The following is a 19936-nucleotide window of genomic DNA, read 5'->3' on the forward strand; positions in this document are numbered from 1 at the left end:
GATTGCAAATGAAATCAACAATAATAACGTCGATTTAGCTCGTAATAATTGTTTTTATTCATGATCAATCCTTACCATTTTGATTACGGTAACACAGATATTTTCTCATTTTCTGCCAAAGTGCCAAATTCCAAAAAACAAACAAAAAAGACGGAGCAAAGTCCGTCTGTGGTATAAAAATTAAAAACATCTTGGTAATTTCTGCAATATATCAAGCTACTGTAATAGATAACTGCCAAAATGCCAAATACCCACCAATCATAGTGTCAACAATACCGCTCGGTGTTTTGTTCCTGAAAGTTTTAACCTGGGAAATGTTTAAGGTTAAAGGTTAAAAATGTTTTCTTATACTTTCCCCTTAGCCCTTAAAAGTAAAACTCCACAAGTATTAAAAGTGTCAATAGTCTTCTATTTGCAACCCTAACCATAAGTTGGCTTTTTGTGAATGGTAAAACAGAACCAGAATAGAATTTTCTTCCTAGCATCTTGTTAACTTTCAAGGTATAGTACCCTATCAGCTTTCTGGATATTTGTACACATCCTATGGGAAGATGCTTCAGCAAAACAAGACAGGTTAAATTTGTTTGGGATGTTGTTATGCACTGGATTTAGTACGAAGGTTTGGTGGCTAACCAAACCTTTTTTATATTTATTTTTACCTGGCATAAAATCTTTGATATCTGGGTGTCATTAATATCATGTCCGGTTAAAGACTTATCATTAGGACTGACGCTCAAGAAACGGGGACGCGGGGACGGGTCGAGTTTTTTTGATAAGCAATTAGCCGGACTTGATATAAAGTCCTATTTGATTAAAAAAAATCCGTAAACTCTGTCTTTGTGAATGTAATATCGTTTCGCTTACAGGTTGATAAATATAGACAGCAGGGAAACAGGGGGCTTTTCGGGAAATGCAGTTACAGCAATTTTCGGTCAAGATTTATAACTGAGGATAATTAGACTTTTTTTGTAAAATGTCAAAATTTAAACTTAACAATTATGGGCAACTTTCCAAAGTAGGGGTATAAAAGAAAAAATATCCAGCTCAAAAAGATTCTCCAGATTGACTGAAAACTAAGATGGCAAAGCACTCGCGGAAGCTGACGCAAAAAGTTGATCGCATCAATCAGCCTCGTACAGGTGCGATCCAGAAAAGAGCTAAAAAATTTCAGAAACAGCCTCGATGGCGCAGTTGGTTGTTGTCAACCTTAGCACTGACTATTTTGTTAGGTAGTGCTGGTATAATTGTAGCTTCTGGCTGGATTAGTATTCTCTTCATATTGAACCCAGAACAGGTTAGCTGGCTAAATGAAATTTTACCAGAATGGGGGCAACTTCCTCTGAGTAAGAGCGATCGCCCCCAAACTCTCTCAGCCATTCAACTCAGCTTGAGTCAAAAAAACCGCATAGCTGGGGAAACGATATATTTAGATGATCAGCAACAGAAGTCATTTCTATTGCCAGTTTTCCAAAAACGTGCTAATTGTCAGTCTAATTGCCAAGAACTGATAGAACTGAGGGTTTATCAGCGCTCAAAGTCCTTAGAGTTCCAATTACAGCGAGAAAAATACTATAATCTAGTCACTCAAATGTCTGTGACTGGTCTGACAGAATCCTTTGTGACAGCCCCTTTTGGCGAAACCGCATCAGATGCCAATAATCAAGAGGGAAAGAAGCAGTTATCTTTCACTGAGGTAAAAGCTTTTGAAGACTCCACACTCTCACCAGGTTTCTGGTTTTATTTGCGAGGGGAACACAAACAAGAAGATAGTTCTATAGTCTACGGTCAAATTTATTATTACAATCCTGGCAATAGCAGCTTACAGCAAATGTTATCCTGGAAAAACCCAAATGGGCAACTACCTAGATGGCAGCAAGTAACTGGTAGTGCAGCAAAAGAGTTAGTTATCGATCAGACAGTAGGTTTAGAACCTCATCTGCAAGTTTACCAAGTCAAATCTGGCCAGTTAGCCAGTAATTCCTTGATACTGGAAGAAATTAATCTCCAATCAGTATTTGAGGATTTTGGTTATCAAAAATCTCTATTATTAGCCCGAAATGGAATGTGGTCTCCAGCGTTGGCTTGGTTGATCTCTCTCCAGAAAAATCCTCAAAAACCTTTTCCAGAGGCTGTACAGGCGCAAATCGATTTAATTCGCCTTCATTCCCAACTCACTAAAAGCCAAGCTGACAAAATTTGGGCTAGTCCCAGTCAACAAGTGCTGACAGATTTAATTGATGGTCGCTGGGAGAAGGCTTTACAGATATTTACAGCATCTTCTCAAAATGCTCAAGAAATTGCTACCCTGCTGAAAGCAGATAGAGGCAGGTTATGGAATCGTACAGCTGTGGCGTTGCGACTCAACCCCAATAGACAATCAGTGTTAGCTTGGACATATCTGATGTTAGCCTTACAACGGGGAGAACAACGTGCTACTTCTTGGTTGCAGGAACAACCAAACATCAATCAGAAAAACCTCACCTATTATCAAGATTTGTTAGCAAAACTCAATTACGAGGTGACAACCACTCATCTAAGTCAAATTATTGGTGGAGTACAACAAATTACCGTGATTAATGATGCTGATTGGGTACTCATCCCTGGAACAGCAGATTTAAAGATTACGGATAACCAGGTATGGTATCAGGTAGAGGTAAGTGCATTTCATAATCATGTCAGTTGGCTGAGTTCCCCGTTTACTAATTTAAACCCACCAAAAACTCAGTCTAGCCAATTTTGGGCAAAAATATTGGGAATCAGTACCGATCCCACTATCCAAATAATTGTCTGGTTAAAGAATGGAGAACAGCAAATAAATCCGGCTACTATCAAAGCCGTGCAACTGCGGAATGGGGTTTTGCGGCTTTTAGCTGTTGGTGCGGCTATTCCTCAAACTCAAAATAATTCTCTCCAACCGAAACCTTTAGCTCTCACGCCGGCAGCATTGGAATGGGTACAACCATCTCCTATTACTGTCCAAGAACTCTATCAACAAAATCCCCAAGTAGTGCGGGTAATGCTAGAAAATGTGTGGCGTGCTTTGCAACAGTCTGGTGATATGCCCCTTAGTGGTGCTGTTCCCAAATTCCCAGAGATGCAGGTAAAAATGGGTGATTGGCCTGTACAACTGATTGATGTCACTAATGACGGTAATCTGGACGTAGTTCTGACTATTTCAGGTGCAGCGATAGAATCATTGAATCAGTCTGCGTCTATCAAGGGGGGGAATGTAGAAGCTCAAAAACGTCCTCGGACTCTGATTTTCTCGAATACTGGTAAGGTTATCTATAATGACTTTAGCCCAAAATCACAGCAAGCTTTAAGTGCGATCGCTCATTTGGCAAATGACCCATCTTTAACTTTACTGGTTGAAAATCCTCATAAATATAGCTTAAAGCGCTGGTCAGAAGCTAATCAGCGCTTTGAATAGTATTTAAATTTGTTAGTTTATTCTTCGTGGTCGCAAGATTCTAGCCTTTGACTCTTGAGGTTCTGTAACTTTTGCAGTAAGGAATCTACCTCTGCTTGTAAATCCATAAATTTCTCTTGCTGGTCGTCTCGATAATAAGCTTTAGTCAGTTTCTTGACTAATTCGCTATGAGATTCGCAACTGGCAACACTGGATGACAAATTGGACATGGTTATACTCATTTGCAAACTTAACTCACACCGTTCGAGATATTATAATAGTGTTATCTTAAGCTTTCTTAAATCATTGTATACTTTTAATCACATAATCTAATAAATCCTAGGGTTAATCATAAGCAAATAGGATGATGGATGATCAGTACCACAGACCATTTCTTGTGCTTTATAGTTGGCACATTTAGGCAATAGAGGGGCTTTCTAGAAAAAGCACAGGTTTGAAAGGAGAATCATGCAATTTGTAGGCGCGGCAGCTGAAGATCGCCATCAGCGTGCTAAAGTTATTGACACCATAAAATAAAAGACAATTTTCGCATCTTAAATCCTTAGTTAAGAAGTTTTGAATCCCGTGACTTTGAGCTTGTCTGTTGCTAAATCTCATCGCCAACCCTGGCCTGGACTGATAGAAGCCTATCGTGAATACTTGCCTGTCAGTGAAAGCACTCCAGTTGTTACCTTGTTGGAAGGTAACACACCCTTGATACCAGTGCCAGCGATCGCAGAACGCATTGGCAGACAGGTCAAGGTATTTGTCAAATATGATGGTCTTAACCCTACCGGCAGTTTCAAAGACCGGGGAATGACCATGGCCATTACCAAAGCCAAGGAAGCAGGGGCGAAGGCGGTAATTTGTGCGAGTACAGGTAATACTTCTGCCGCAGCCGCAGCTTATGCTCGCCGTGGGGGGATGAAACCGTTTGTGTTGATTCCTGACGGTTATGTGGCTTTGGGTAAGTTAGCACAAGCGTTACTGTATGGGGCTGAGGTATTAGCAATTAAAGGCAATTTTGACCAGGCGCTGGAAATTGTCCGGGAAATGGCAGATAGTTATCCAATTACGTTAGTGAATTCTGTCAACCCCTACCGCTTGGAAGGACAGAAAACAGGAGCATTTGAAGTTGTCGATGCCTTGGGTAATGCTCCCGATTGGTTATGTATTCCTGTGGGAAATGCGGGAAATATCACAGCATATTGGATGGGATTTTGTCAATATCATCAAATCGGTAAATGCGATCGCTTGCCGAAAATGATGGGCTTTCAAGCTGCGGGTGCTGCACCCTTGGTAAATGGTAAACCAGTAGCACATCCTGAAACCTTAGCCACTGCAATTAGAATTGGTAATCCTGCTAGTTGGGATAAAGCGATCGCCGCCCAATCAGCCAGTCAAGGAAGCTTCAACGCCGTCACAGACGAAGAAATCCTTGATGCTTACAGACTCTTAGCATCATCAGAAGGTATTTTTTGTGAACCTGCTAGTGCGGCTTCTGTAGCAGGATTATTAAAGGTAAAAGACCAAGTTCCAACAGGTGCAACAGTAGTTTGTGTCCTCACCGGCAACGGTCTTAAAGACCCAGATACAGCAATTAAGCACAGTCACAGTCAATTTAAACAAGGTATTGCCGCAGAAGTTAAAGCCGTAGCTGAAGCAATGGGATTTTAGGGAACGCGGGGAAGTCGGGACGCGGAGACACGGAGATGGGGAGATGGGGAGATGGGGTGACGCGGGGATGGGGAGATGGGGAGATGGGGAGATGGGGAGAAATAATTACTTCCTGCCTCCTGCCTCCTGCCTCCTGCCTCCTGCCTCCTGCCTCCTGCCTATTGATTCCCTGTTCCCTGTTCCCTGTTCCCTGTTGCCTGTTCCCTGTTTACGAATTACGAATTACGAATTACGAATTATTTAAATTTTTTCCACCAAAGTCCAGAAATAGCCATCTGGTGCAACAAAGGAAAAACTCAATTCTCCAAATTCATTATTCACAATATCAGTCAAATTTTTGGCATTACTTGCCCGAATGCGGTCAAAATAAGTGTGTATTTCGCTGACGTGATAAGTGTAAAGGCACATTCCCAAACTTCCTGGTTGGGCTGATTCAAAGCGCGATTCCAACCTGATATGCTCTGGAAAGCGAATGATGTAAAGTCTACCACTGCGTGCTGCCATAAAATCAGACTTGGAAGAACGCGGATCATCAAAAGCCGTAACTATAAACTTTTCCCCAGGATTAAGTTCAAACAAATCTCGACCAGCTAAAGAAGATTCATAGGTAGTTTCTACATCATCACGCACACGCAACAAACCCAAAACTTCTTCATAAAAGCGTAGAGTTTCTTTGCTATCATCCTGAACAATCATCCCCATGTGGGTAAACTGACTAGTGGCTAAAGCCCCATTGTGATTGATTTTTCCATAATGAGGCATCACATAACCAAAACGTTGAAATAGCACCTGTCGCGTCAATGGTTGCAGCAACATCATTTCTCGCACCCCAACAGCAGCATCTATAAAAGGACGGCTTTTTTTGTCCTTGTCATAAATCACTTCCCAGTAAGGGTGCGAGTACCTGATAGTCGAACCTGCGGCTTTGGCATTTTCTGCATGATTTAAAATTCCTAACAAATCAGCAGTTAAAGCAGTACCCCAACGATTACCCTTAACTTTCATCGAACTGATACCCAATCCTTGATTTGTCGGATTTTCCCAAATCATCAGCCGAATTAAACCATGATCTGCGTCTTGGTGGTAAAGACGAATCGCTTTTAAAGGAGAATTCACCTTGTATAATTGGTAAGCCTCATCTGCACTTAATTCTCCCATTTGCCCAATGCGATAGCCAAATTGCTGCCAATATTGAATTGCTGAAATTGGATCAGGAACGCCAATACAGACTTCATAAATACCTTCAATAGCAGTATTTGTCCCTTGAGTCATAGGATTTTTTGTCCTTATCAAAATATTTTTGTCAGAGTAAGTAGGTGGGCGTTAAAAATTGTCATTATGACAAGGGAACAGGTCACAGGTTACAGGTAATGCTTAATTTCCCCGTGTCTCCGCGTCCCTGCATCCCCGTGTCAGTCTAATTAGTTGGGTTTTTAATTTTTAATTTTTAATTTTTACTGTGGCAAATTCTGCACCTTTAACAAATCCAAACCTCGTTCAAAAATATCATCAATTGGCAACATTTCCCCCGCAGTAGTCATAAATTTATGGTCTTTTGTGGCGCGAATTGTTGAACCATCATCTAAACAATATTCATACAATTCCTGTATTCCCCGGTTATGCCATTGTGCTATTGGTTGAGTGTAAATATTTCCATTTTTATCAACACTGAACACACTACAATCAATGCGTTTTTCGACAATTTCTCCCATAGCCATCAAACCATATTCAACAGTTAAAACTTCCGTATCGTAACTTAAACAATATTCAGCAAACTTCAACATATCCGCAAATAGTTGTTCAGCTACTTGCTTTTTCACGCCATTTTTCATTGCCCCATCAATAAACTTTTCTTCCTGCTTCTGCATTTCAGAAACTTTCTTTTTACCCATAGCCCGACGCAGCAAGTCAGCTTGTCCTAAAGAATACCCAGCCATATCTTGAGCAATTTTCATAATTTGCTCTTGATAGACCATAATTCCATAGGTTTCATTTAATATTGGTTCTAAAATACCTGTTTCATATTCAATTTGTTCTCGTCCATGTTTACGGTTAATAAACTTAGGAATCAATCCCGCATCTAATGGGCCTGGTCGATAAAGTGCCAAGATAGAAGAAATATCTTCAATATTAGAAGGCTTCAAATCTCTAACTATTTGCTTCATTCCCGAAGACTCTAATTGAAATATTCCTTCTAATTCACCAGATTCTAATAATTCATAAGCTTTCTGCACTTCTTTGGGTAAGGTGCTATGTTGACCTTTTGCTAATATATGTTGTGCTTTTCTTTCTTGACCTGTAATTTCATCGGGGTCAATTTTATAACCCTTAGTTTCTTCAATTAAATCAATAGTTTTTTGAATTAAGGTGAGGTTTCGCAAACCTAAGAAATCCATTTTTAACAAACCCAATGATTCCAAATCTTCCATGAAATATTGGGTAATTACAGAACCATCATTATTGCGTTGTAGGGGGACAATTTCATCAAGAGGGTCAGCAGAAATTACCACACCAGCAGCGTGAACACCAAAGGTTTTGTTAGTACCTTCAATTCGCATGGCCATATCCAACCAATGGCGAACGTTCGGGTCATTATCATATTTATCTTTAAACTCTTGTGCTGGTGTTTCATCAGAAACCATAACTTTAAGTTTGGTTGGTTTCCCTCGCACCACAGGTATTAATTTCGCCATTTTATCAGCGTCACCATAGGGAATATTTAACACCCTAGCGACATCTTTTAAAACTGCTTTCGATGTTAATCGGTTAAAAGTAATAATTTGGGCAACTCTATCAGCGCCATATTTATCAGTTACATATTCAATCACTTGATCCCGTTTTTCAATGCAGAAATCCGTATCAATATCCGGCATTGATTTCCGTTCTGGGTTCAAAAAACGCTCAAATAGTAAGCCATGATGTACAGGGTCAATATTGGTAATTCGCATTGCGTAAGCAACCAAAGAACCAGCCGCTGAACCCCGACCTGGCCCCACAGGAATATTATTATCTCGTGCAAATTTGATGTAGTCCCACACAACTAAAAAGTATGTAGAAAAACCCATTTTTTGCAGCATTTTTAATTCATATTCTAATCTTTCTTTATAAACCTGATCTACTTCGCTGCGGGATTTGCGATTTAATCTTTCTAAAAGTCCTTGCCAAGCAATTTCTTCTGTATAAGTGTCAGGAGTGTGACCCGACGGAATTGGAGGAGTAGGAATTTTCGGCTCATCCATGATGTGGTAAGGCTCGACTTTATCCGCTACTTCGACCGTTGTGGCTATAGCTTCAGCAATGACATCATCAGTTAAATGGTCACGAAATAGCATCCTCATTTCTTCAGCAGATTTGAGATATTCTGTGCCGCTATATCGCATTCTTTTATCTTCGCTAATTAGCTGTCCTGTTTGAATACATAGCAAAGCATCATGTGCTTCTACGTCAAAACAAGAAATATAATGGGAATCATTGGTAGCAATAAATTTAATTCCTAATTCACGGGCTATTTTGACAATTTCAACATTAACAATTCTGTCTTCTTGGGAACCGTGGTCTTGAATTTCTAAATAAAAATCTTCACCAAATACTTCTTTATACCATTTAGCAACTTTTCGGGCTGCATCTGGTCTATTACTAAGAATTGCTTGGGGAATTTCTCCACCTAAACAGGCACTGGTGACTATTAAACCTTCATGATATTGTTTGAGCAAATCTTTATTAATACAAGGACGAGAAAAAATACCTTTACCTTGGACACCTTGAAGGTGAGAAATGGTGGTGATTTTAACTAAGTTTTTATAGCCTTTGGTATTTTTAGCTAAAACAACTTGATGATATTTAGGACGGCGTTCTTGTTTTTCAATATCACCGTTAATGATATACATTTCATTGCCAATAATTGGCTTAATATTCTTACTGCGGCAAATTTTTATTAATTCTACTGCACCATACATGACACCATGATCTGTGAGTGCGATCGCTTTCATCCCCAGTGCGATCGCTCTATCCACTAACTCTGGTAACTGACTGGCCCCATCAAGCAAACTATAGTCACTATGAATATGCAAAGGAACAAAAGACATATAATTTTAGATTTTATATTTTGGATTTTAGATTTTAGATTGACTTTACCAATCCGGGATACAAGTTTAACAGTTTTTACCCTCAATGACTGCTTTACTGTTCCCGGAATTTTCATCGCTACTGGTGATGTTTTAATAGTTACAGCCATTTCATAGCATTTAGCATGAGCGAAACAAAGAATACTAATTCACCCGCAACCGAAAACCGCCCGTGGTGGCAGTGGATTCCGCTCACGTTACAAATTATCATTGCCTTATTGCTTGCAGTCATTTTAGGCATTTCTCTAGGTGCGGGTAATCCCAATCCCAGCAACGCCATCTTCATTACTAATTTAGCAATTCCTGCCGAATTAATCCTCAAGGCACTCCGCGCCCTGGCTACACCGCTGATTTTAGTAGCGGTACTGCATACATTTATGACTACCAATATCCCCAGTAAAACAGGCAGGCAGTTAGCAGTAATACTTTTAACTAACACCTCAGTAGCTATTATGGTTGGGCTTTTAGTTGCCAACGTCCTGCGTCCTGGGACTTGGGGGAGTTTAGCGGTTCCAGTCCCCATAAAAATTCCTGTTCAAAGTTTCGACCCTTGGAGACTATTTAAAGATGCTGTCCCACAAGCAATCCTCCAGCCACTGGTTGATAATAACGTTATTCAATTAATTGTCATTGCTATCAGCTTTGGACTGGTTCTGCGGGGCTTAAAATCAGAACAAATCGACCAAGGCAAAAAAGAATATCAGTCTACTGAGAATGTTATCGCTACATTATTTGACGCAATCATCCGCATCTTAAACTGGGTGATTGCTTTAGTACCTTTAGCTGTTTTTGGCATTGTCGCTCAAATTATTGCCGAAAGAGGCTTTGTACCATTTCAATCTTTAGCGGCGTTTATTGTGGCAGTTTTGTTAGCGCTGTTTTTGCAAGCTTGCTATTACCTCATCAGAGTTAAAATCGGTTCTTGGGTAAACCCACGTCAGTTCTTAGTTGGCGGTGCTGATGCATTTTTGACGGCTTTTTCAACTTCTTCCTCCACGGTGACAATGCCCATTACCTTTGAAGTTTTGCAGACAAAAATCGGCTTAAGAGAATCCTCTGCTTCTTTAGGTGCATTAGTTGGCTCCAATTTCAACCATGATGGAACTGCATTGTATGAAGCGATGTCTGCGTTGTATATTTCCCAAGTGATCGGGCAACATTTGAGTTTAGGACAGCAATTAGTTGTAGTTCTTACGTCTATTTTTGCTTCGGTGGGTGCAGCAGGTATTCCCAATGCTGGACTGGTGACAATGACTTTGGTATTTACTTCTGTGGGCTTACCGACAGAATATATAGCGTTGCTAGTAACTGTAGACTGGTTTTTAGATCGTTGCCGCACGGCAATTAATGTCATGGGAGATATGACTGTGAGTGCTTTACTTGATAGCAAAAAGCCCCGTTCTGTAGACGAGGCTTAAGTAGTCCGGTGTGTTGTTGGGAGAAGGGTGCAGGGGGAGACGCGGGGACACGGAGACACGGAGACGCGGAGAAATTAAGAATTACCTGTCACCTGTCACCTGTTCCCTGTTCCCTGTTCCCTGTTCCCTGTTCCCTGTTCCCTGTTTACGAATTATTTTGATTAACTAATGTTGTTGAGGTCCTTTAGCGTCGGAATGTTTAGCCAAGCACCTTTCTAAAAGTTCAATTCGCCAGACTAGCGCGAAACGGTGAGGATTCCAAATTAATTTAGTATCACGGCTAAATAAGGGCTGGTTCAAATAATGCCAAAGAGGAAATTGAATTTTTGTGTGTTTGGGAGCCATGGGAGGAATAAAATACTATAAAATAGCTTTGGCAGTAGCTGGCATTTTATTAAAAAAGTCAACTATCAATACCTTTATAATTAAAGATTAAACTAGGATCAGGTAATTGTCTTGGTGGCAATTGCGGAATTTAAGAAAATGTTACTTTTGCCTTTTTTAAAAAACTGCGAACAAATCCTGGGCTTCTCTCTGATTTGAATACTGTAAAGGCTGAACACTGAAAAGAAAATTTTGATATGCCATAGACATTTGTCTAGCCACTTCATCAACTGGGACACTACCAGGACTAGTTCCCAAACCAGGAACAACAACTGTATTTATTTGTTTTTGTAAACAATTACAGTAGGTTTGGTTATGTTTGCGAATGGCTAAAAGAGTTGACCACAGTCCTTGATAAACATGATCTTTGCCAGCCATTGACATCTGCATTCTCAAAGTGGGACTATGGGCAATAAATGGATGTAAAATATGATTTGTTTCTACTATTAAAGATGTTCCTATAGGTTGATCTCCTAAATACTCTTCTTGAATACGTTGTTGTAATAATGTTTCTACATCTTTACCAAAAAAATTGAGTACTGTAGCATCAATACTATTGGCGGAATTTAAGGAACTAGCCGCAGTAACTATGCAATCAAAAAAAGGTAGTTCTTCAAAAGTGCCATTGACTATTTTTACATTGGGTAAGCCTTCAAAATAATCTGCAAAAGCTCTACATAGGAAAGCTTTACTATCTATTAAGATTAGTTTTAATGGTATGTCATAACTCCATGTTTGACAGGTATCTATGTTATTAATTTTGGCTTTATAGTTTGATTTGTCAATCAGAAAAAGTAAATGAGAATTGAGGAGGGTAAAAATAGCGTCAAGATTCAAAGTAATATTAGCTACTTTTTCCGCTGTCAAACCATCAGGAGTTTTAATTTCTATAACTAATCTTTTGAGTGCATGATAAATATCTAAGAATAATATTCGTAGAGGTTCATCGGCAATAATCGGATAACGAAGTAATTTTAGACAATCTTCTAAACGATATACAATTTTTTGCATACTAGTAAATCCTAGCATAGCCGCACCACCTTTCATACTAAAGGTAGCCCGGAACAATTCATTTAATTTATCTCTGTCATCAATTGTATTTTGTAAATTGAGTAAACCTTTGTAGATTGTGTTGAGATGATCGTATGATTCTTCAACAAAGTAGCCTATAATTCTTTGAAATTGTTCTGGTGTCATGGCTGTTATAATTGTTGTATTTTTATAATGTAGAAAATTACAAAAATTTAGCGTTACTATATATAGTTCTATTTGACTTTCAGGGCTATTTCATTCTCACCTATAAGTAGTCCTGCAAAATAAATTGTATATTTAGGGGAGGAAATAGGAAATAGGCAACAGTCAACAGTAGAGGAATACAGAGATTTTTATTTTTTGGCAAAATGTATAATTAATTTTGCTGAGATACTTACAACTGTTCCTCAGTCAAGACATGGCTTGATCTGACACTGTGTTTAGAATACCCACTTTTAACTTGATTCATATCGTATGATGCCAAAATAAAACCACCTTGAGTAAGAACTAAGGTGGTTATTTAATTTATACCTTTCGGTAATTAATAATGTGTGCCTGTTTTGCGGTGGTTGATAGCAGTCATCGCATCAGCCTTGAGTAATTTACCGTTATCGACGGTTGCATATACTACCCAATGATCGCCGCATTCAAGACGTTGGCTAACAGAACATTCCAGATAAGCTGATGCGTCGGTGAGGATTGTACAACCGTTGTCTGCTTCTACAGTCTGGAAGTTAGCGAATCTATTTTCTCCGGGGGCGAAATTCTTGCGGAAATGCTTCATGTAATCTACATGAACACCTTCTGGGAGAATGTTGAGAGCAAATTTCCCACCAGGATACATAAGAGATTCTACTGCTCGGTCTTTAGCGATCGCAACGGTAATTCCTGGTGGGTTAAAAGTAGCCTGAGAAACCCAAGCCCCAAGCATTCCTGTAGAAACTTCTCCTTGCTTGGCTGTAACTACACAAACAGAACCAATAATCCGGCCTACAGCTTGTTCTGTTGGGGTAGCGGCTTGTTGGGGTACACGGATTTTTCTAGCTTTTTTCAAGCCTTGAGCGAAATCTGTACCAATTTCTTCACACAATTTGAGTGTGACTTCATCAGGCTTAAATTTTACCTTCAGGGTATCAAAGCCAAACCGATATCCAGCATCTCGGAGTTTACCTTCAACTAAATCTAAGGCTTCACCACTCCAACCGTAGGAACCAAATACCCCAGCGAGTTTGCTGTTGTCTCCAGTAGCGAGAACAATACCCAAAGCGGTGTGAATAGGAGTAGGTGCATGACCACCTATGGTGGGAGTACCGATAATAAAAGCATCTGCTTTTTCTACAGTATTACGAATGTCATCAGGTAGGGCAAATTCACAGTTAATTGATTGAACTGCAACCCCACCTTTGGTAAGTCCCAACGCCATAGCCTGTGCTAAAATTGCCGTATTGCCATAGGCTGAAGCGTAAAGTAACGCCACGGAAATTTCCCGATTCTTTTGAGAAACACTCCATTCTCCATAGGCTTTTGTCAGTTCAATTAAGCCGCTGCGAATTAACGGCCCGTGACCTACAGCATACATTCTCACTTGCAAATCTGAGATTTTCTCCAAAGCTGCTTCTACGTGGATTGCATGGGGAGCCATCAAGCAATTAAAGTAGTAACGCTGGTCTTCTTTGAAGGTTTCTGAGTTGTCATCAAATACGTCATCTCCACAGATATGCACTCCAAATAATTTATCTGTGTAGAGAATTTGGGTTTGTTGATCGTAGGTACAAAGTGCTTCTGGCCAACGGGGACTAGGTGTAGGTAAGAATTTTAAAACATGACCTTTACCCAAATCTAAATTTTCTTTCCCTTTCATGACCAAAACTTTGATATCTTGGTCTAGGAAAGCTGCTCGTAAATTAGCAGATGCAGGCAGAGAACAAACAAAAGTTATTTGTGGTGCAACTTCTAACAGGGCTTTTAAAGTTGGTATACGGTTGGGACTAAAATGACCCAAAATTACATAATCCAACTTTCTGAAGTTAACTGTATTCTGTAATGCTTCCAGATAAATTGCGGTGAAACTTTCCCCTGGAGGATCAATCAATGCAGTTTTATCGGCTTCTATTAAATAGCAATTGGAGGTAGTTCCTCTTTCAAGTGCATATTCAATTTCAAACCTTAGACGTGACGCACTTCTGGCTCTGAGAACTTTTGTGTTGGTAGCAATAGGTAGAATTTGTACGTCGCGTGGTTTGGAATTGCTCATAGGTGTTTGTTGTGGAGAAAAAACTTGTGACAACCAGTTTTTAGCAGATTCAAAAGCGTTAGAAAGAGGATCTGGGAAGCTCATAATAATTATGAAATACTTGCAGGAAAATATCTGTGCATTGCAATTCAAAATTTTAAAATGTGTAATTCATAATTCATAATGAGATTTTTAATTACGAATTACGAATTACAAATTACGAATTAGTAGTAATTCCCTACTTTGCGATGGCGTACTGCTGTGATTCCATCAGGCTTGGAAACACGTCCATCTTCGACTGTGCAGTATAAAATCCAATGGTCGCTACATTCCATGCTGCTGACAACTTCACATTCCATGTATGCGAGTGCGTCTGTAAGAATGGGTGAACCGTTTTTGGCGGTTTGGGTTTTCACGCCGGCAAATCTATCCGCACCGGGATGTAAACGCTTGAGGAAGTGCTTTTTCAGGTCTTGATAGTTTCCTTCTTCCAGGACATTAAGAACAAAGCGATCGCCTAATTGGAGTAAGTTATCAATAGCCCGGTCTTTAGCCACGGCAATTGTGAACCCTAAAGGCTGTAAACTAGCTTGTGTCACCCAGGAAGCGATCATTGCTCCACTCATATCACCTTTTTTGGCGGTGACAATATACAAGCCGCTGCTAATTCTACCCAACGCTTTTTCCATGTTCACGTCGAGGGACTTGATTTGTTTGATGTTGCGTTCTCGCATAATCAATTGTCCCAAGTCTGTACCAGCTTCTCCACAAAGTTGGTAGGTTGATGCACTGGGAACTTCTTTAATGCGAATTGCGGGGAAGCCTTCTTTGACACCTAAGTCAATAAATTTACGGCGTAGGGTATCAATGGGTTCATCATCGCCACCATAACATTCAAATAGTCCTACTACTTGCTTATTTTTGGCGACTGATAGCAATGAACTCATCCCAGCTTGAGCCGTTACGGAGGTACTGGGAGGCATTCCGATAATAATACCCGATGCTCTACCTGCTAGTTCTTGAATTTCTTGGAGTTCTGCTGTGTTGAGATCTATGACTTCTACTCCAACTCCAGCTTTTTGGATACCTTCAGAAATGGCCATAGCCAAGCGATCGCTATATCCATATTCTGAGACATAGAATAAACCAACTACAGTCTCTGCTGTAGCTTGTTTTTGGCTCCAGTTTTGGTAACACTCTGTCAGCAGATCTAGGTTATGATGCAGTAATGGGCCATGTCCGTTAGCAATTATTTTGATTTTGCCAAGTTCACCCATTCTCTTCATTGCATTCAATAGAGAACGAGCATTAGGACCCATTAAGCAATCGTAATAAAATCGGAAGTCGGCTTCAATCGCTTCTAAGTCTTCATCAAAGGTGCGATTGTCGCAGAAATGCATTCCAAATGCATCACAGGTATAGAGGATTTGGGTTTGGCGATCAAAGCTGAAAATGGTGTCAGGCCAGTGTAAATTGGGCGCACTGACGAATTCGATTTCATGTCCTTTACCAATATCGATGCGATCGCCACTTTTGACAATTCGCTTGGAAAAAGGATCATGTACCAAGCCTTCTAAAAACTGAAGCGCAACTTTAGAAGCTAAAACAGTTGCTCTCGGCGCTAACTGTAATACGTCTTCTACCAAACCACTATGATCTGGTTCTGTGTGGCTGACAATAATGTAATCAATGGTCTTGGGGTTAACAATACCTTTTAAAGTTTCTAAATACAGGTCACGAAACTTCTGGTGAGAAGTATCAATCAAAACTGTTTGTTCACCCCTAATTAAATATGAATTATAGGTTGTGCCGTTTTGCAGTCCAAATTCAATATCAAAACGATCTCGATCCCAATCAAGAGAGCGAATCGCCGTGGTGTTAGGGGCAATTTCTACAGTTTGTATAGTTAACCGGGGCTGAACTTTCTCTGAGATCGCTACCATGATTCGTCTCCGAGTCCAAATAATATTCTTTTCTCTTCCCCATTTTCTTCTTAAATTCTTTTTAAAGTTGTAATCAAGAATATATTTCGGTAAATTTAACTTGTATCAATTCATGCTCTTTTTCAGCATATTTTATGACTAGAAAAATATACTAATTATGGAATATGTCTAATGCAATACGACTTAAATATTTATTTTTCTTGGCATAATTTAAAATCCTTAAACCATCATACAGATATTCGCTTTTCTTGACAAATAATTTGTCAACATAATTCGTAATTCGTAGTTACAATCAATGGGGGCTTGTACCCTCTTTAATTACGTTCGCGTAGCGTTTCCGCAGGAAATAAGTAGAAAGGCACAAAAAAACCGTAGACGCGTAGCGGCTTCTCGAAGAGTACTATGTAACTAAACGTAAAGTTGCCCAAAAACCTCTTTCCTCCTGCCTCCTGCCCTCTGCCTCCTGCCTTGTCATAACGACAATTTTTAACGCCAACCTACTTATTACAAATTACGAATTAGTAATTATTTCGTCAATTCTTTTTGAAATCTGATTCTATGCAACTTCATATTAATTTGCTTTGAATCCTTCTTATCGAGTAATGCGGAGAATTTTATCCCGCTGTGGAGGACAATTTCCCCGTCCATCACAGTTACTGGTGGTGACATATAATTCACCATCTGTCCCCATAATCGCCTCTCGCAGTCGTCCATATTGACCTTGCAAATACACCTCATGACGCTCAACTTGTTGGGGAGACTGGGGGTTGAAAACAACGCGCTGCAAGTGTTGAGAACGGAGGGTGGCAATAATTAAGCTACCTTTCCACTCAGGAATAGAATTGCCAGTATAAATTGCTGCCCCACCAGGAGGTAAAGCTTCACGCCAAACAATTGACGGAGTAACCATTCCTTTCTTTGATTCACAACGGTAGATAGTAGGCCAGCCCATATTGTCTCCTGCTTTTGCTAAACTGAGTTCATCGTGACCCCTTCTTCCCAAATCCCCACTAGGTCCGTGGTCTGTTACCCAGAGTGTCGATTTATCCAGCCAATCAAACCCCTGAGTGTTGCGAATCCCAGTTATATAGACAGGATTGTTAGCAAACGGATTATCTGGTGGCACTTGTCCGTCAGGTGTCACACGCAGAATTTTACCAGCAAGGCTATTAACATCCTGGGAACTTTGCGGTTCTTCTGGCATCACCCGTGCCAATGTAAAGCATTCTATCTGGTCCAAAGCGAATACGACCACCATTATGAAATTGTGCTACGGGAATATTGTCAACAATTACCCGATCTGGTGAAGCAGTAAGTCCATTCTCAGATAGTCGCCATCTTTCCACACGATTAACCTGTGATCCATTTTTATCAGCAGTGTAGTAAATGTAAAAAAATCGGTTTTTGGCAAAGTTAGGATGAGTGGCAATACCCAGTAAACCATCTTCACCGCTTTCTGTTACGTTGATAGTAGCTACTGGTTGAGAAATAAGTTTACCACCCCGCACGAGGCGAACTCGTCCCGGTCGTTCGGTAACTAACATATCTTGATTGGGCAGAAAAGCTATTCCCCAAGGAACTTCCAAACCTGTTACCACTTCTTCTACCCGTAGTTTTACCTGTCCTTGGGAACCGAAGCCATTTTCTACTAAAGTACAGGCTTGATTTTTAGTAGCAGTTTCTTGGCTGACTTGTTGGGCTGTTTGTGTTTGTTGATTGTTAGTGTTTGTGGACTCAGTTGTGGGTAAGTTGCAAGCTGAAATTCCTACTAAAACCATGCCAAAAAGTAATTTGGCTGCAAAAGTTTTTGTCTGTTTCATTATTTGTTCTGTCCAAACAATCGCTGCCTGCATGATCTTGAAAATGGCTAATAAATAATTTATTTTTATAATTTATTGCCAATTTAGTATAAAGGTAATTGGCAGCTTGGTTTTTTATTTACTATCAAAACCATATACAATATCTGTAGTTTAATTTAACTACATCTATCCACGGACTTATTTAACAATTGGTGGTTTTGGCTGTGAAGCTGTACCTATGAAAAAAAAGTGATTTTTAGCCTAAATTTATTTCTGGGGACATAGCTGCCTTCTTAATTCCATCAACAAAATATTGTAAGTAGATAGGTGGGCTTTAAAAAATATAAGATAGACCTAACCCCCCAGCCCCCTTCCCTACCAGGGAAGTGGGAGTCAAAGCCTCTCCATTATTAAGAGTTATTCCTTTTCCCTCTCCTTGTAGGAGAGGGTTAGGGAGAGGTTTTATATTTAATTGCGCCAAGCTACTTAGGTAGGCAGAATAAAACCCTTTTTCCCCATCCCAACGACAATTTTTAATGCCAATCTACTTATACCAGATTAATATGAAGCTGCATAGAATAATTGTAGCTTGCTTCCGGTAGGGTACGCGGATGTACGCAGATAAACGCGGATAAAGACAGATAAATCAATGGATTTTAGAATTATGTGCAACTTCACATAAAATTGGTATTAGCAGGCTATTCTGAATATTTGCCGACAAACATAAAAACTCAAAACTGCTTTCTTTTCAAGGCAATTTTGAGTTTTTATTTGGAGAATTGAAGAGATTATGCAAATTTTGTTTGTACTTTCTTCTGAAGTAAGTTGATGATTGCAGCCTTTTGTAAAATTCCGACTAACAATCCATTGTCACGAATTACAGCCAGTGCTGATAATTTTTGTGTTTCGAGTAACTGTACTACTTCTAGCAACGGTTTATCCGATTGTACAGTGCTAGACTGCTCGATTGGTTTCATCACATGGAGGACTTGAGTTTCTGCCCATAGTGTATTCGGGATGGTTCGCAAGTCATCAACTGATATCGCTCCTAGCAATTGTCCTTGCTCATCTGTCACCAAGAAACGACGGTATTCCTGAGCATTTAAGAGATGTTGATCAGCAAACTCTCTTAAACTCAAATTCGCTTTGACAATTGGGCTATCGTTGTTTACAGCATCCGCTGCTGTTAAACCTGTGAGTTTCTCTTGCACTCTAGCAAATTGGGCAGCATTACCAGCATTTTGCAGCAAGAATAAGCCAATTAACAAGTTCCAGACGTTAACAAAGCTACCAAACAATAGTAAAGGAATTAAACCAGATGCGATCGCTAACCAACCAAAGATTTGTCCAATTCGGCTGGCAACAACCACTCCTTTATAGGATTTACCAGTAATTTTCCAAACTATTGCTTTAAGTATATTTCCTCCGTCCAAAGGTAAGCCAGGAATGAGGTTAAATAGAGCTAATGTCAAATTAACAGAAGCTAGTAGACCCAATATAGCTGCCAATGGTCCTGATGCGGCAGTTGCAAAACCAACTGCGGTCGCTGTAGCGAATAGTATCAAACTAACTATTGGTCCAGCAATGGCTACCCAAAAAGCTTCTCCCGGAGTTTGTGATTCTTTTTCTAAGCTGGCCAGTCCACCAAATATAAACAGCGTGATTGATTTAACATCAATTCCTTGGCGAATAGCGACAAAGCTGTGTCCTAATTCATGGGCGACAACTGAACCAAATAACAATAGCGCCGTCATCAATCCTAGTACCAAAGGTAATCCCCCACCTAATTGGGGAAATTGTGCCGCTAGTCCACTGCTAAGCTGTTGTGCAGCTAGATTGTATAATAGAGAATTAAGTAACTAAGCGATAGCTTCTGAGTTATGCCAGCAAAAAACCATCTGTCTAAAGAACAGAGAG

General features: G+C 39.9%; 9 protein-coding genes and 2 pseudogenes. 3 read left to right on the forward strand and 8 right to left on the reverse strand.

Features of this window, described 5'->3' with window-relative positions; translation table 11 throughout:
• The first annotated feature begins 1078 nt into the window (after nucleotides 1-1078).
• On the forward strand, nucleotides 1079-3430 hold the full coding sequence (locus H6G59_RS20215; RefSeq protein WP_190717628.1) for a hypothetical protein: 2352 nt from the start codon (nucleotides 1079-1081) through the stop codon (nucleotides 3428-3430).
• Between the two features lie 17 nt (nucleotides 3431-3447).
• On the opposite strand, the gene H6G59_RS20220 is transcribed toward H6G59_RS20215, so the two are convergent.
• Complete coding sequence (locus H6G59_RS20220) at nucleotides 3448-3639, reverse strand: hypothetical protein (protein WP_190717630.1); 192 nt, start codon at nucleotides 3637-3639, stop codon at nucleotides 3448-3450.
• A 355-nt stretch (nucleotides 3640-3994) separates the two neighbouring features.
• Between H6G59_RS20220 and thrC the strand changes: the two genes are divergently transcribed.
• A complete protein-coding gene (gene thrC, locus H6G59_RS20225) occupies nucleotides 3995-5086 on the forward strand; it encodes a threonine synthase (RefSeq protein WP_127053837.1) in 1092 nt (363 codons plus the stop codon).
• Nucleotides 5087-5326: 240 nt separating this feature from the next.
• Here the strand turns inward: thrC and H6G59_RS20230 are convergent, their stop codons facing one another.
• Together H6G59_RS20230 and H6G59_RS20235 are read right to left on the reverse strand one after the other, a co-directional pair.
• On the reverse strand, nucleotides 5327-6358 hold the full coding sequence (locus tag H6G59_RS20230; RefSeq protein ID WP_190717632.1) for a VOC family protein: 1032 nt from the start codon (nucleotides 6356-6358) through the stop codon (nucleotides 5327-5329).
• A gap of 182 nt (nucleotides 6359-6540) precedes the next feature.
• Nucleotides 6541-9171: a DNA polymerase III subunit alpha gene (locus tag H6G59_RS20235; protein WP_190717634.1), complete on the reverse strand. Its 2631-nt coding sequence runs from the start codon at nucleotides 9169-9171 to the stop codon at nucleotides 6541-6543.
• Nucleotides 9172-9335: 164 nt separating this feature from the next.
• Here H6G59_RS20235 and H6G59_RS20240 point away from each other — a divergent pair, with 164 nt between their 5' ends.
• Nucleotides 9336-10628, forward strand: coding sequence for a dicarboxylate/amino acid:cation symporter (locus H6G59_RS20240; RefSeq protein WP_190717636.1), 1293 nt, complete (start codon nucleotides 9336-9338; stop codon nucleotides 10626-10628).
• Nucleotides 10629-11129: 501 nt separating this feature from the next.
• Here H6G59_RS20240 and H6G59_RS20245 read toward each other — a convergent pair.
• The 5 genes and pseudogenes from H6G59_RS20245 to H6G59_RS20265 all read right to left on the reverse strand — a co-directional run.
• On the reverse strand, nucleotides 11130-12209 hold the full coding sequence (locus H6G59_RS20245) for an Hpt domain-containing protein (RefSeq protein WP_190717638.1): 1080 nt from the start codon (nucleotides 12207-12209) through the stop codon (nucleotides 11130-11132).
• Between the two features lie 376 nt (nucleotides 12210-12585).
• Complete coding sequence (locus tag H6G59_RS20250) at nucleotides 12586-14298, reverse strand: diflavin flavoprotein (RefSeq protein WP_190717656.1); 1713 nt, start codon at nucleotides 14296-14298, stop codon at nucleotides 12586-12588.
• Nucleotides 14299-14501: 203 nt separating this feature from the next.
• Nucleotides 14502-16220, reverse strand: coding sequence for a diflavin flavoprotein (locus H6G59_RS20255; RefSeq protein WP_190717640.1), 1719 nt, complete (start codon nucleotides 16218-16220; stop codon nucleotides 14502-14504).
• A gap of 592 nt (nucleotides 16221-16812) precedes the next feature.
• Nucleotides 16813-18040 (reverse strand): annotated as a pseudogene (locus H6G59_RS20260) (PQQ-dependent sugar dehydrogenase).
• Between the two features lie 767 nt (nucleotides 18041-18807).
• Nucleotides 18808-19839 (reverse strand): annotated as a pseudogene (locus H6G59_RS20265) (site-2 protease family protein); the annotation flags it as partial.
• Nucleotides 19840-19936 lie beyond the last annotated feature (97 nt).

The organism is Anabaena lutea FACHB-196, from assembly GCF_014698305.1.
GTDB lineage: Bacteria > Cyanobacteriota > Cyanobacteriia > Cyanobacteriales > Nostocaceae > Anabaena > Anabaena lutea.

Bases quoted from the DNA above. Each gene is read 5' to 3' on its own strand.
- H6G59_RS20215 (WP_190717628.1), top strand. From the start codon at position 1,079: ATGGCAAAGCACTCGCGGAAGCTGACGCAAAAAGTTGATCGCATCAAT.
- H6G59_RS20220 (WP_190717630.1), bottom strand. From the start codon at position 3,639: ATGTCCAATTTGTCATCCAGTGTTGCCAGTTGCGAATCTCATAGCGAA.
- H6G59_RS20230 (WP_190717632.1), bottom strand. From the start codon at position 6,358: ATGACTCAAGGGACAAATACTGCTATTGAAGGTATTTATGAAGTCTGT.
- H6G59_RS20235 (WP_190717634.1), bottom strand. From the start codon at position 9,171: ATGTCTTTTGTTCCTTTGCATATTCATAGTGACTATAGTTTGCTTGAT.
- H6G59_RS20240 (WP_190717636.1), top strand. From the start codon at position 9,336: ATGAGCGAAACAAAGAATACTAATTCACCCGCAACCGAAAACCGCCCG.
- H6G59_RS20245 (WP_190717638.1), bottom strand. From the start codon at position 12,209: ATGACACCAGAACAATTTCAAAGAATTATAGGCTACTTTGTTGAAGAA.
- H6G59_RS20250 (WP_190717656.1), bottom strand. From the start codon at position 14,298: ATGAGCAATTCCAAACCACGCGACGTACAAATTCTACCTATTGCTACC.
- H6G59_RS20255 (WP_190717640.1), bottom strand. From the start codon at position 16,220: ATGGTAGCGATCTCAGAGAAAGTTCAGCCCCGGTTAACTATACAAACT.